Origin of the sequence: Pseudomonas sp. St290 (genome assembly GCF_018325805.1) — a bacterium.
Lineage (GTDB): Bacteria > Pseudomonadota > Gammaproteobacteria > Pseudomonadales > Pseudomonadaceae > Aquipseudomonas > Aquipseudomonas bijieensis.
In genome coordinates, this window is the sequence record NZ_AP014703.1 from 5,572,706 (window position 1) to 5,586,188 (window position 13,483).

The following is a 13,483-nucleotide window of genomic DNA, read 5'->3' on the forward strand; positions in this document are numbered from 1 at the left end:
GGTTTCACTGGCCTTTCTGTTTTTCCAGCGCGACCTGATACAGCACGTTCTTGCGCTCGCCAGTGATCTGCGCAGCAAGGGCAGCGGCGCGCTTGAGGGGCATCTCCTCAAGCAACAGGTTCAGGACGCGCATCGCCTCGCTGCTGACAGCGTCTTCACTTTCCGGCGCTGTCCACCCGGCCACTAGCACGACGCACTCGCCGCGCTGCTGGTTGCTGTCGCTTTCGACAAAAGCTCGCAACTCGGCCAGCGGCAGGCCCTTCAGGGTTTCAAACGTCTTGGTCAGCTCACGAGCCAACAGTGCCGGACGCTCGGGACCAAACACCAACTCCATGTCTTGCAGGCATTCCAGAATGCGGTGCGGCGCTTCATAGAAGATCAGCGTACGCGGCTCCTCCTTTATAGCATCCAGACGGGCGCGCCGCCCCACCGCCTTGGCCGGCAGGAAACCTTCGAAGATGAACCGGTCCGACGGCAGGCCCGCCGCCGACAGTGCAGCGATCAATGCGCAGGCGCCCGGCACCGGAACCACATTGATGCCAGCGGCCCGAGCCTGGCGCACCAGGTGATAGCCAGGATCGGAAATCAGCGGCGTCCCTGCATCGGAAATCAGCGCGACGTTATCGCCCGCCAATAGCCGGGTAATGAAACGGCTGCCCTCGTCGCGCTCATTGTGTTCATGGCAGGCCACCAATGGCGTGGAAATACCGAAATGCTGCAGCAGGCGTTGGGAGTGGCGCGTGTCTTCCGCCGCGATCAGCGCAACCTCCTGCAGGATTTTCAGCGCCCGAGCACTGATATCGTCCAGGTTGCCGATGGGCGTCGCCACCACATAAAGCGAGCCGGCAGCGGAATTCAAAGCACCTGGAGCAGTCAAAGCGCACACCTCATGATCGGTAAAAACCGCCATTGTAGCGTGTGCCAGCCCTCTCAGTTGTTCACATCAGCCATTGTGGCGAGGGGATTTATCCCCGCGGGGCTGCGCAGCAGCCCCAAAAAGGCTGGAAACCATTCAGCCTGACACACCGATGTGGAAGGTCTTGGGGCTGCTACGCAACCCAGCGGGGATAAATCCCCTCGCCACAGGTTGGTGTCGCCACCCGAGTGAGTAGCGGCTTTTGTGCGGCGCCGCACCCTTTGAAATACCTAAATTGATCGATTCACACCACTAACATCGCGCCCCGGCCAGTGCTTGGGTACAATTCGACGCTAATTTGATCTCGTATCAGGAACACTTACATGATCGCTTGCCTGCGGCTGCTCTCCGCCCTCTGCCTCGCTGCCCTCCTGGCGGCCTGCGCCAGCTCGCCCTCGTCCAGCCTTGGCGAACTTCCACGGACCCCGGATGCCAGTATCGAGCAGTTGCTCGAACAGGCCAACCAAAGCAAAAACCCGGAAAAAGCCGCCCTACTGCGCCTGAGCGCTGCCGACCTGGCCTACCGCCAGGGCAACGCCGGCCAGTCCGCACAGATCCTGCAACAAGTGCCGATGGAGCAACTCAAGCCCGGCCAGCAGATTTTTGCCAGCACGCTGTCGGCTGAACTGGCGATGACCCGCAACCAGCCCAAGGCGGCACTGACTGCCCTGAGCCACCCAAGCCTGCAACACCTGAGCGAAATGCCAGTAGAGCAGCAGGTCCGCACCGGCACCGTCCGCGCCCGCGCCCTCGAGGCCGATGGCCAGACCCTGGCCGCCGCCAAGGAGCGCATCTTCATCGCGCCCCTGCTGGAAAACGACGCCGCGGCGAAAAACCACGAAGCGATCTGGGTACTGATCGCCTCGCTGCCCACCGACCAGTTGCAACCGACCAGCAACGACGATCTGGGCGGCTGGCTGAGCCTCGCCCAGGCCGTCAAGACCGCCGGCACCCTGGAGCAACAGCAGGCAGCCATCGATCACTGGCGCGAACAGAACCCGAAGCACCCCGCCGCCCTGCAACTACCGACACCCCTGGTCAAGCTCAAGGAACTGGCGAGCCAGCCGCTGAGCAAGATCGCCCTGCTGCTGCCGCAGAATGGCCCGCTGGCCGCGGTTGCCAAGGCCTTGCGTGAAGGCTTCATGGCCGCGCACTACCAGGCCCAGCAGGCCGGGCAGAAGCCACCAAGCATCCAGTTCTACGACAGCTCCAGCCTGACCTCCATGGACGAGTTCTACCGCAAGGCCCAGGCCGACGGCGTGCAACTGGTGGTCGGACCGCTGGAAAAACCACTGGTCAAGCAGATCAGCACTCGCCCGCAACTGCCAATCACCACCCTGGCGCTGAACTACAGCGAAGGCGAACAAGGGCCACCGCAACTGTTCCAGTTTGGCCTGGCGCCCGAGGATGAAGCGCGCGAAGTGTCCCGTCGCGCCCGTGCCGACGGCCTGCATCGTGCCGCCGCCATGATACCGAAGGGTGAATGGGGCGATCGTGTACTGAAGGCCTTCAGCCAGGACTGGCAGGCCAATGGCGGCACCATCATCGCGATCGAACGGGTCGACCAGCCAGTGCAACTGGCCCAGCAGATCGCCGACATGTTCCAATTGCGCCAGAGCGAGGGCCGCGCCAAAAGCCTGCAAAACACCGTTGGCACCACGGTCGCAGCCCAGCCATCCCGTCGCCAGGACATCGAGTTCATCTTCCTGGCCTCGACGCCGCAACAGGCTCAGCAGATCAAGCCAACCTTGAACTTCCAGTACGCCGGTGACGTGCCGGTCTACGCGACGTCTTCGGTGTTCAGCGCCAGCGGCGACCAGAACCAGTACAACGACATGAGCGGCATCCGCTTCTGCGAAACCCCGTGGTTGCTCGACGCCAATGACCCACTGCGCAAACAGGTAACCGCCCAGTGGCCCCAGGCCGGTGGCAGCCTGGGTCGGTTGTACGCGATGGGTGTAGACGCCTATCGCCTGGCACCGCGCCTGGGCCAGCTCAAGACGCTGCCGGACAGCCGCATCGAAGGCCTGTCGGGCAGCCTGGCAGTATCCGCAACCCAGCGCGTACAGCGTCAACTGCCATGGGCCGAATTCGTCAACGGCCAGGTACAGCGCCTGCCGGATACCCAGCGCTGATGCCTGACCGATCACGCCAGCAACGCGGACGGGATGCCGAGGGCCAGGCTCTCGCGCATCTCCAGCAGCAAGGCCTGCGGCTGGTGGCGCAGAACTGGTTGTGTAAACGCGGCGAGCTTGATCTGGTCATGCTTGACGGCGATACAGTAGTATTCGTCGAAGTCCGCTACAGAAAAAATACTCAATGGGGTGGCGCGCTCGACAGCATTGACGAGCGCAAGCGCCAGAAGCTGGTTTTCGCCGCGCAGTACTTTCTGCAAAGCGAGTCTCGCTGGGCCGATCATCCCTGCCGCTTCGACGTGGTTGCCATCGACAGCAACGCCGCCCAGTTGAATTGGCTGCAGAACGCCTTCGACAGTTGAGCGCCCATGCCGAGCCGGACACCTTCACCTAACTTTTTTGCTCTTTGCTTTGCGCGCCGCACACTTTTGTGCCGATAAGCCGCGCTACTTAAGGTCACACTGATGGACATGCAATCGCGAATTCGCCAGCTTTTTCAGGCCAGTATCGACACCAAGCAACAGGCGATGGACGTACTTGCACCACACATCGAGCAAGCCAGCCAAGTGATGGTCAACGCCTTGCTCAACGAGGGCAAGATGCTTTCGTGCGGCAATGGCGGCTCGGCCGGCGATGCCCAGCATTTCTCTTCGGAACTGCTCAACCGCTTCGAACGCGAGCGTCCGAGCCTGCCGGCGATCGCCCTGACCACCGACAGCTCGACGATCACCTCGATCGCCAACGACTACAGCTACAACGAAGTATTCTCCAAACAGATCCGCGCCCTGGGTCAACCCGGCGATGTACTGCTGGCCATTTCCACCAGCGGCAACTCGGCCAATATTATTCAAGCGATCCAGGCCGCACATGATCGCGAAATGATTGTCGTAGCATTGACCGGTCGTGACGGCGGCGGCATGGCGTCCCTGCTATTGCCTGAAGACGTCGAGATCCGCGTACCGGCCAATGTCACCGCACGTATCCAGGAAGTCCACCTGCTGGCGATCCACTGCCTTTGCGACTTGATCGACAGCCAACTGTTCGGGAGTGAAGAATGACCCCTAATCGCCTAGGCCTTCTGGCCCTGACCCTGTGCCTCGGCATCAGCGGCTGCACATCGGTGGTTAACGCCAGCCGGGAAAAGCCGATTGAAGACGACCGCGGCACCCGCACCTTCGGCAGCAAGATCGACGACTCCCTGATCGAAACCAAAGTGGGAGTGAACATCGCCAAGGCCGACCCGGACCTGGACAACAACTCGCACATCGTCGTCACCAGCTTCAACGGCGTCGTATTGCTGGCCGGCCAGACCCCGCGCGCCGACCTCAAGGCCAAGGCCGAGCAGGAAGCCAGCGCCGTGCAGCGGGTCAAGACCGTGCATAACGAACTGCAGGTGTTGCAACCGTCCTCGCTGCTGGCACGCCAGAATGACGCCTGGCTGACCACCAAAATCAAGACCCAGATGCTCACCGACGCCAGCATTCCCGGCTCGCGCATCAAGGTCGTGACTGAGAATGGCATTGTCTATCTGCTGGGGCTGCTGACCAAGCAAGAGGCCGCGCAGGCGACCAATCTGGTGCAGGGTGTGTCCGGGGTGCAGAAAATCGTAAAGTTGTTTGAGTACATTGACTGATACGGCGCGAGCTCAGAAAAGGCGCTTTTCCCAGGCGGGGAAAGCGCCTTTTTTTTGGGTTCGATTTCAGGGCTGACTGGCGTGATATACACACCAACCACGGAACCACAAAAAAAATGCCCGCATCTCACGACACAGGCATTTTCTTCAAACCAGCCAGCAGATCTATTTCACCACTTTCAGACTAGGCCGCCCGCTAGGACGCGGCGGCTCGTCATCCGGTGGCGGCAGGTCATCATCCGGCTCGAACTCTTCTTCACCGTCCAGCGGCGCTTCCAGCTCAAACACCATGCCCTGGCCATTCTCCCGAGCATAAATCCCCAGGATCGCAGCAATAGGCACGTACAGCGTGTGCGGCACACCACCGAAGCGCCCTTCGAAGCTGACGGCGTCATTATCCATGTGCAGGTGACGCACAGCGGCTGGCGATACGTTCAGGACAATCTGCCCATCGTTGGCAAAACCCTGCGGCACCTGCACCGACGGATACTCGGCGTTGACCAGCATGTGCGGGGTGCAATCGTTGTCCACAATCCACTCGTAGAGCGCGCGGACCAGATAAGGTCGACTGGAGTTCATAGCGGCTCCCTAAGCCTTAGCGCATGTCGCGTTCGACACCAGACAGACTCGCCTGGAAAGCCTCACGCGCGAATTGGCGCTCCATATAATCAAGCAGCGGCTTGGCAGGCCGCGGCAGTTCGATACCCAGAATCGGCAAACGCCAGAGTATGGGCAATAGGCAGCAATCCACCAGACTTTGTTCCTCACTGAGGAAAAACGGCTTGTCGACGAACAACGGCGATACGCCAGTCAGGCTTTCACGCAGTTCCTTACGTGCCACGACCCGCGCGGGTTCCTTGGTCCGGGAATCCAGGATCAGATCCACCAACCCGCACCAGTCACGCTGGATGCGATGGATCAGCAAACGACTGTTGGCGCGTGCGACAGGGTACACCGGCAGCAAAGGCGGATGCGGATAACGCTCATCCAAGTATTCCATCACCACGGTCGACTCCCACAATGCCAGGTCACGATCGACCAGTGTGGGCAGACTGCCGTAAGGGTTCACTTCGATCAGCTTCGGCGGCTGACGGCCCGCTTCGACGTAAATGATCTCGGCGCTGACACCCTTCTCTGCCAGTACGATGCGTACCCGGTGGGAATAGTGGTCGGCGGGGTCGGAGTAACAGGCCAACCGATTGGTCACGCCCATGGCGATCCTCCTCGCTTGTTGAAATTATCGAAAAACGGAAAAACGAGCGCGCCCAGAGAGCGTCTCCCGTAACACCTGGCTGACCAGGCTCGTTACATTTCTAGAGACGCCCTTGGGCGCGCACGATTAACAGCAACGGCTTACAGCTTTATCAATGCACGTCTTTCCAGTATTCACGCTTGAGCAGGTAAGCGAATACGAAGAAGAACGCCAGGTACAGCAATACATAGGTACCGATGCGCTGATGCTCCAGCTTCACCGGGTTGGCCGAGTAGGCCAGGAAGGTCACCAGGTTCTTGACCTTCTCGTCAAACTGCTCCGGGGTCAGGCTACCGGTGTTCGGCAATACGGTCAGTTGGTCGCAGGCTTCATGCGTCAAAGCGGTGCCAGTCAGCGGATCGAATTGCTTTTTACCACCCTCGACGATCTGAACCTGTTTGCAGCCTACCACCTGGCGCCCCTGGAGGCCGACCAGAACGTTAGGCATGCCGACGTTCGGGAAGACCTTGTTGTTCACGCCCCATGGACGCGCAGGGTCTTCGTAGAACGAACGCAGGTAACCATAAAGCCAGTCAGTTCCACGTACGCGGGCGACCAGGGTCAAATCCGGCGGCGCGGCGCCGAACCAGGTCTTGGCATCCGCAGGCTGCATGCCGATGGTCATGTGATCGCCCAGCTTGGCACCGGTGAACACCAGTTTCTCGAGCATCATTTCATGGGGAATGCCCAGGTCATCGGCTACACGCTCGTAGCGCTGGAACTTGGCACTGTGGCAGCCCATGCAGTAGTTGGCGAACGTCCGTGCGCCGTCCTGCATGGCAGCCTTGTCGGAAACGTCGATGTCGACTTTTTCCAGCTCTGGACCACCGTGTTCGGCCGCGAAGGACAATACAGGCATAGCAGCAAGAATCAGTACAGCAAATAGCTTTTTCATCAGCCAGTCACCCTTTCCGGAACCGGTTTGGTCTTCTCGAGCCTGGTATAGAACGGCATCAGAATGAAGTAGGCGAAGTACAGGAAGGTGCAAACCTGCGACAGCAACGTACGCTCCGGTGTCGGTGCCAGTACACCCAGCACGCCCAGGATCACGAACGAGATGCAGAACACCACGAGCCAGATCTTGCTCAGCCAGCCTTTGTAGCGCATCGACTTGACCGGACTGCGGTCCAGCCACGGCAGGACGAACAGCACGGCGATGGCCGCGCCCATGGCGATAACGCCCATCAGCTTGTCCGGAATCGCCCGCAGGATCGCGTAGAACGGCGTGAAGTACCAGACCGGGGCAATGTGTTCAGGGGTCTTGAAGGCGTTCGCTTGCTCGAAGTTCGGCTTCTCGAGGAAATAACCACCCATTTCCGGGAAGAAGAACACGATGGAGCAGAAGATGAACAGGAAGACCACCACACCGACGATATCTTTCACGGTGTAGTACGGGTGGAAGGCAATGCCATCCAGCGGTACGCCGTTCTCGTCCTTGTGCTTCTTGATGTCCACACCATCGGGGTTGTTCGAGCCGACTTCGTGCAGCGCCAGGATGTGCAGTACCACCAGACCGAGGATCACGATCGGCAAGGCCACGACGTGCAGGGCGAAGAAGCGGTTCAGGGTGATGCCGGAGATCAGGTAATCACCGCGGATCCACTGGGTCAGGTCGTCGCCGATGACCGGAATCGCACCGAACAACGAGATGATCACCTGGGCACCCCAGTAGGACATCTGGCCCCATGGCAGCAGGTAGCCCATGAAGGCTTCGGCCATCAGCGCCAGGTAGATCAGCATGCCGAAAACCCACACCAGCTCACGAGGCTTCTGGTACGAACCGTAGAGCAGACCACGGAACATGTGCAGGTAGACCACGATGAAGAATGCCGAAGCGCCAGTGGAGTGCAGCAGACGCAGGATCGAGCCGTACTCGACGTCGCGCATGATGTATTCGACGGAGGCAAACGCTTCTTCCGCCGACGGGGTGTAGCTCATGGTCAGCCAGACACCGGTAACGATCTGGTTGACCAGAACGAGCAATGCCAGAGAGCCAAAGAAGTAGAAGAAGTTGAAGTTTTTTGGAGCGTAATACTTGCTGAGATGGTCTTCCCACATTTTGGTCGCGGGAAAGCGCGCATCAACCCAATCCATGAATTTGCTCATCACGCTTTCTCCGTGTCGACGCCGATGACAATGATGTCATCCGACTCATAGGAATGCGGGGGAACTGGCAGGTTCAGAGGTGCAGGCTGCGACTTGTAGACGCGACCGGCCAGGTCGTAGTGGGAGCCGTGGCAAGGGCAGAAATAACCACCAACCCAGTCCTTGCCCAAGTCGGCAGGCGCCACTTCAGGACGGAACGTTGGCGAGCAACCCAGGTGCGTGCAGATCCCGATCAGAAGCAGGACTTCTGGCTTGATCGAACGTGTCTCCGGATCGACATAGGTCGGTTGCGTCGAGTTCTTGGAGGTGGGGTCGGACAACTGCCCCTCGATCTTTTTCAGATTCCCCAGGATTTCCTCTGTACGGCGGACGATGAACACCGGCTGGCCGCGCCACTCAGCAATCATCTGCTGGCCTGGCTCGATCTTGCTGACATTCACTTTCACCGGTGCACCTGCAGCTTTCGCCTTGGCACTGGGAAACCATGACCCCACGAACGGGACCGCAGCCCCCACCGCTCCTGCAGCACCCACCACGGATGTGGCTGCTACCAGGAAGCGACGCCGGCCTGCATTCACGCCGTCATTGCTCATTCAGTCCTCTCCCATCAGCTTTGTGGCCTGTTAGATCAGGCGTCTACTAAGTAAAAATCTGAACTTATAAAAATTTTGCCGAATGGTAATGAAAAGCCCCAATTCTGACAAGGTAATTACCAAGCGGCCAAACCGCCAAGCCTTGTAGTATAGGGGCTCTACGAATGTGGCAAGTTGTCACAGAGCAATTCTTTTGCCCATAAAAAAACGCCCAGCTCCGTGAGGAACTGGGCGCCTTTTGAAAGCGGAAGCGGAATTAACGCTTCGAGTACTGCGGACGCTTACGCGCTTTACGCAGACCGACTTTCTTACGTTCAACTTCGCGAGCATCGCGAGTTACGAAGCCGGCTTTGCGCAGAGCACTACGCAGAGTCTCGTCGTAGTCCATCAGGGCGCGAGTGATGCCGTGGCGGATTGCGCCAGCTTGACCACTTACACCACCACCGATAACGGTGACGTAGATGTCGAATTTTTCGACGGTCTCGGTCAGTTCCAGCGGCTGACGAACTACCATGCGGGCAGTTTCGCGGCCGAAGAAGTTATCCAGGGAGCGGTTGTTGATGGAGATATTACCAGTGCCCGGACGCAGGAAAACGCGTGCGGTTGCAGTCTTGCGACGGCCAGTGCCGTAATTTTGAGTCGCCGACATAATGAACTATTCCGTTAAAACTTCAGTTCTTGGGGCTGCTGAGCAGTATGAGGGTGAGCAGCGCCCGCATAAACCTTCAGCTTACGATACATGTCGCGACCCAGTGGGTTTTTAGGCAGCATGCCTTTAACCGCGGTCTCGATCACGCGCTCAGGGGCTTTGGCGATCAGCTTTTCGAAGTTGATCGACTTGATGCCGCCAGGAAAACCGGAGTGGGAGTAGTACATTTTGTCAGTGGTTTTAGCGCCAGTAACACGTACTTGCTCAGCGTTGATCACGACGATGTAGTCACCGGTGTCAACGTGAGGGGTGTACTCAGGCTTGTGCTTGCCACGCAGACGGCTCGCGATTTCGGTGGCCAGACGACCCAGGGTCTGACCAGCAGCGTCGACGACAAACCAGTCGCGCTTTACTGTTTCCGGTTTAGCAGTAAAAGTTTTCATTCTTTATAGCCTCAGGGGCCGCCCTGTAAATTAGACGGCGGATCTTACTGAATAGTGCGTACTTTGACAAGTCAAAGGCAGCCGGATACAGACGCTTTCGGGGGCTCGGGTCGGCGCGTCCGTTCAACGGCAAGATTCTTCGGCGGCGGCGCATCACTTCCACTGCAGAAAGAGGTGCGCAATTATGCAGATTGCGAAAAATATTTCAACCTGCTTTTATGATTGTTTTGCCCAAGGAGGTCCCGATGGACTATCGCCAGCTAGGCCGTACCGATCTGAACGTGAGTGCCCTGTGCCTCGGAACCATGACCTGGGGTGAGCAGAACAGCGAGGCCGAAGCCTTCGCCCAGATCGAACGCGCCAAGGGTGCCGGCATCAATTTCATGGACACCGCCGAGATGTACCCGGTGCCACCGAAGGCCGAGACCTACGCCACCACCGAGCGCTACATCGGCAATTACTTCAAGAGCCGCGGCGACCGTGCCGACTGGATCCTGGCAAGCAAGATCGCCGGTCCCGGCAACACCATCGACTACATCCGCGACAAGAACCTCAAGCACAACCGCCGCCACATCGTCGAAGCGGTGGATGCCAGCCTCAAGCGCTTGCAGACCGACTGGATCGATCTTTACCAGTTGCATTGGCCGGAACGCAGCACCAATTTCTTTGGCCAACTGGGCTACCAGCACAAGGCCGACGAAACGTTCACCCCGCTGGAGGAAACCCTCGAAGCCCTGGACGAACAGGTCCGCGCCGGCAAGATCCGCCACATCGGCCTGTCCAACGAAACGCCTTGGGGCACCATGAAATTCCTCGCCCTGGCCGAAGCCCGCGGCTGGCCGCGGGCGGTGTCGATCCAGAACCCTTACAACCTGCTCAATCGCAGCTTCGAGGTCGGCCTCGCGGAAATCGCCATCCGCGAACAGTGCGGCCTGCTGGCCTACTCGCCCCTGGCGTTCGGTTTCCTGTCGGGCAAATACGAAAACGGCGCACGGCCAGCCAAGGGTCGCCTGACCCTCTATAGCCGCTTCATGCGCTATTTCAATCCACAGTCGGAAGCAGCATGCAGCCGCTATGTGGCGTTGGCCCGCGAACATGGCCTGGACCCCGCACAGATGGCCCTGGCGTTCGTCACCCAGCAGCCGTTCGTGACCAGCAACATCATCGGCGCCACCACGCTGGAGCAACTGGACAGCAACATCGCCAGCTTCGACCTGAAGCTGTCAGATGAAGTCCTGGCAGGGATCGAGGCGATTCACAAGGACCAGCCGAATCCGGCGCCTTGATTGATTCATAGCCCTCATCGCGAGCAGGCTCACTCCCACATTGGATTTATGTCTGACCACAATTTGTGATTCGACAGACACCCTTGTGGGAGCGGGCTTGCTCGCGATAGCGGTCTAACAGTCACTACGTCATCAAAGCGACCGCGCAATAATCTCCTTCATGATTTCATTGGTCCCGGCATAGATCCGCTGCACCCGCGCATCCGCCCACGCCCGGGCAACCGGGTATTCCCACATGAAGCCGTAGCCGCCGTGTAGCTGCACGCATTCGTCGAGCACCTTGCATTGCAGGTCGGTGCCCCAGTACTTGGCCATCGCCGCCGTCGGTACATCGAGCTTGCCTTGCAGGTGCAGTTCCAGGCAGCGGTCGACGAAGACCCGGCCAATCTGGATTTCGGTGGCCATTTCCGCGAGCTTGAAACGCGTGTTCTGGAAGTCCGCGATGGATTTGCCGAACGCCTTGCGGTCGCGGGTGTAGTCCAGGGTCCATTGCAGCGCCGCTTCGGCCGAGGCCAGGCCGCCAATGGCGACGGTCAGGCGCTCCTGAGGTAGCTCCTGCATCAAGTAGGCGAAGCCCATTCCGGCCTGGCCAAGCAGGTTTTCCTTCGGCACGCGGACATCCTGGAAGAACAATTCCGAGGTGTCCTGGGCCTTCATTCCAACTTTTTCCAGGCGCTTGCCCTTTTCGAAACCCGGCGTGCCCGCCTCCACCAGGAACAGGCTGGTGCCCTTGGACCCAGCCTTCGGATCGGTCTTGGCGACCACGATCACCAGGTCAGCCAGGAAACCATTGGTAATGAAAGTCTTCGAGCCGTTGATGACGTACTCATCGCCGTCCAGCACCGCCGAGGTCTTCACGCCTTGCAGGTCGGAACCGGCGCCCGGCTCGGTCATGGCGATGGCCGTGACCATCTCACCAGACACCAGTTTCGGCAGGTATTTGTGTTTCAGCGCTTCACTGCCGTAATGCAGGATGTACGGCGCGACGATGTCGGAATGCAGCGAGAAACCGATCCCCGTCAGCCCCAGGCGGCCGATCTCCTCGATCACCACCGTGCTGTAGAGGAAGTCCGCGTCCAGCCCGCCGTAGGCTTCTGGAAGGTGCGAGCACAACATGCCCGCCTCCCCCGCTTTGTTCCAGAGCTGGCGGTCGACATGCCCCTGTTTTTCCCACTGGCCGTGGTACGGCACGGCTTCTTTTTCGAGGAAGGTTCGTACGCTGTCGCGAAACAATTCGTGCTCGGGACTGAACAGTGTTCTTGGGATCATGACGCACCTTTGATTATTGTTGGACGTGGTTATCCGATAGAGCCTAAAGCCTGCGGTGTACGACAGGACACTGGACACATCCGACAAAAAATAAGACGATCCAGCCGTCTGGTGACCACTTTCCCCTATAAAAATAAAGATGAATTATGTCTATGCACGTCTCCACGCCCTTGCGGCGCGTCAGCATCCTGGCAATCGACCGGGTCTTCGCCTTCACCCTCATGCAAGCCAAGGATTTTTTCCACCTGGCCAGCCTGCGCTATGGCAAGCAACTGGGCCTAGGCCTGACGCCGGCGTTTGAAATCCGCCTGGTCAGCCCCGATGGCAAACCGGTGAACAGCTTCAGCGATGTGATCATGCCGGTGGACGGTGGCCTGGAAAATACCGACGTCATCATCCTGCCAGCCTTCTGGGATGATTTCGCCAGCCTCTGCCAACGTTATCCTCAGGTCCTGCCCTGGCTGCGGGAACAACATGCCCGCGGTGCGGTGCTCTGCGGCGAAGCCACCGGGGTGTTCTGGCTGGCCGAGTCCGGGCTGCTCGACGGCAAGGAGGCGACCACCTACTGGCGCTTCTTCAATGCCTTCAAGGAGCGCTTCCCCCAAGTGCACTTGAACCAGGACAAGCACCTGACCGACGCCGACAACCTGTTCTGCGCTGGCGGTGCGACCTCAGCCTGCGATCTCTACATTTACCTCATTGAACGCTTCTGTGGCGCCAATGTGGCCCAGGCCGTGGCGCGGGACATCCTGTATGAAGTGCAACGCAGCTATTCGCCGGGACGGATCGGCTTCGGCGGGCAGAAACTGCACCAGGATGTGATCATCCTGCAGATCCAGCACTGGCTTGAGGAGCACTTCGCCGACAAATTCCGCTTCGAGGACGTCGCCCGCGAACACGGCATGAGCATTCGCAATTTCATGCGCCGCTTCCAGACCGCCACGGGTGACAAACCATTGCATTACCTGCAACGACTGCGGATAGAAACCGCCAAGGGCCTGCTCTCCGGCAGCCGCAAGAGCATCAAGACCATCAGCTATGAAGTCGGCTACGACGATGCGAGCTTTTTCGCCCGGTTGTTCCGGCAACATACCGACCTGTCGCCGAACCAGTATCGGCAGCAGTTTCAGCAGGCGGCGTGAACCGGAGCTGAATGCAATCCAATGTGGGAGCGAGCCTGCTCGCGATAGCGGTGTGTCAG

At 59.2% G+C, this 13,483-nt stretch carries 15 protein-coding genes; 6 read left to right on the plus strand and 9 right to left on the minus strand.

Annotated features, from left to right (window positions below; all coding sequences use genetic code 11):
* Positions 1-4: 4 nt before the first annotated feature.
* Entirely contained in the window at positions 5-910 is a 906-nt protein-coding gene (gene rsmI / locus PBDP_RS24295) for a 16S rRNA (cytidine(1402)-2'-O)-methyltransferase (RefSeq protein ID WP_212801426.1), read from the minus strand.
* A gap of 329 nt (positions 911-1,239) precedes the next feature.
* Between rsmI and PBDP_RS24300 the strand changes: the two genes are divergently transcribed.
* The 4 genes from PBDP_RS24300 (at position 1,240) to PBDP_RS24315 (ending at position 4,684) form a co-directional block, all read left to right on the plus strand.
* Complete coding sequence (locus tag PBDP_RS24300; RefSeq protein WP_109754817.1) at positions 1,240-3,051, plus strand: penicillin-binding protein activator; 1,812 nt, start codon at positions 1,240-1,242, stop codon at positions 3,049-3,051.
* Positions 3,051-3,413 (plus strand): YraN family protein, encoded by a 363-nt coding sequence (locus tag PBDP_RS24305; protein WP_109754818.1) that lies wholly within the window; start codon positions 3,051-3,053, stop codon positions 3,411-3,413. Before PBDP_RS24300 ends, PBDP_RS24305 begins: the two co-directional genes overlap by 1 nt.
* A gap of 102 nt (positions 3,414-3,515) precedes the next feature.
* Complete coding sequence (locus PBDP_RS24310) at positions 3,516-4,109, plus strand: phosphoheptose isomerase (RefSeq protein ID WP_007928463.1); 594 nt, start codon at positions 3,516-3,518, stop codon at positions 4,107-4,109.
* Positions 4,106-4,684 carry a BON domain-containing protein gene (locus tag PBDP_RS24315; protein WP_030139689.1) on the plus strand — a complete coding sequence of 193 codons (579 nt, stop codon included), beginning with the start codon at positions 4,106-4,108 and terminating at the stop codon, positions 4,682-4,684. Before PBDP_RS24310 ends, PBDP_RS24315 begins: the two co-directional genes overlap by 4 nt.
* A gap of 165 nt (positions 4,685-4,849) precedes the next feature.
* Here PBDP_RS24315 and PBDP_RS24320 read toward each other — a convergent pair whose 3' ends face one another.
* The 7 genes from PBDP_RS24320 to rplM form a co-directional block, all read right to left on the minus strand.
* Positions 4,850-5,263 (minus strand): ClpXP protease specificity-enhancing factor, encoded by a 414-nt coding sequence (locus PBDP_RS24320; RefSeq protein ID WP_058545586.1) that lies wholly within the window; start codon positions 5,261-5,263, stop codon positions 4,850-4,852.
* Between the two features lie 16 nt (positions 5,264-5,279).
* Entirely contained in the window at positions 5,280-5,897 is a 618-nt protein-coding gene (locus PBDP_RS24325) for a glutathione S-transferase N-terminal domain-containing protein (protein WP_003178195.1), read from the minus strand.
* A gap of 151 nt (positions 5,898-6,048) precedes the next feature.
* Positions 6,049-6,831 (minus strand): cytochrome c1, encoded by a 783-nt coding sequence (locus PBDP_RS24330; protein WP_109754819.1) that lies wholly within the window; start codon positions 6,829-6,831, stop codon positions 6,049-6,051.
* Complete coding sequence (locus tag PBDP_RS24335; protein WP_003205362.1) at positions 6,831-8,042, minus strand: cytochrome b; 1,212 nt, start codon at positions 8,040-8,042, stop codon at positions 6,831-6,833. The genes PBDP_RS24330 and PBDP_RS24335 overlap by 1 nt, the downstream gene beginning before the upstream one ends.
* Entirely contained in the window at positions 8,042-8,635 is a 594-nt protein-coding gene (petA, locus tag PBDP_RS24340) for a ubiquinol-cytochrome c reductase iron-sulfur subunit (RefSeq protein WP_109754820.1), read from the minus strand. The genes PBDP_RS24335 and petA overlap by 1 nt, the downstream gene beginning before the upstream one ends.
* Before the next feature lie 256 nt (positions 8,636-8,891).
* Positions 8,892-9,284 (minus strand): 30S ribosomal protein S9, encoded by a 393-nt coding sequence (gene rpsI, locus PBDP_RS24345; RefSeq protein WP_003228056.1) that lies wholly within the window; start codon positions 9,282-9,284, stop codon positions 8,892-8,894.
* A gap of 14 nt (positions 9,285-9,298) precedes the next feature.
* On the minus strand, positions 9,299-9,727 hold the full coding sequence (gene rplM / locus PBDP_RS24350) for a 50S ribosomal protein L13 (RefSeq protein ID WP_003205365.1): 429 nt from the start codon (positions 9,725-9,727) through the stop codon (positions 9,299-9,301).
* Between the two features lie 245 nt (positions 9,728-9,972).
* On the opposite strand from rplM, the gene PBDP_RS24355 reads away from it, so the two are divergent.
* Entirely contained in the window at positions 9,973-11,013 is a 1,041-nt protein-coding gene (locus PBDP_RS24355) for an NADP(H)-dependent aldo-keto reductase (RefSeq protein WP_109754821.1), read from the plus strand.
* A 132-nt stretch (positions 11,014-11,145) separates the two neighbouring features.
* Here the strand turns inward: PBDP_RS24355 and PBDP_RS24360 are convergent, their stop codons facing one another.
* Positions 11,146-12,282 carry an acyl-CoA dehydrogenase family protein gene (locus tag PBDP_RS24360; RefSeq protein ID WP_109754822.1) on the minus strand — a complete coding sequence of 379 codons (1,137 nt, stop codon included), beginning with the start codon at positions 12,280-12,282 and terminating at the stop codon, positions 11,146-11,148.
* A 245-nt stretch (positions 12,283-12,527) separates the two neighbouring features.
* Here PBDP_RS24360 and PBDP_RS24365 point away from each other — a divergent pair, with 245 nt between their 5' ends.
* A complete protein-coding gene (locus PBDP_RS24365; RefSeq protein WP_178082494.1) occupies positions 12,528-13,424 on the plus strand; it encodes a GlxA family transcriptional regulator in 897 nt (298 codons plus the stop codon).
* The last annotated feature ends 59 nt before the right edge of the window (positions 13,425-13,483 follow it).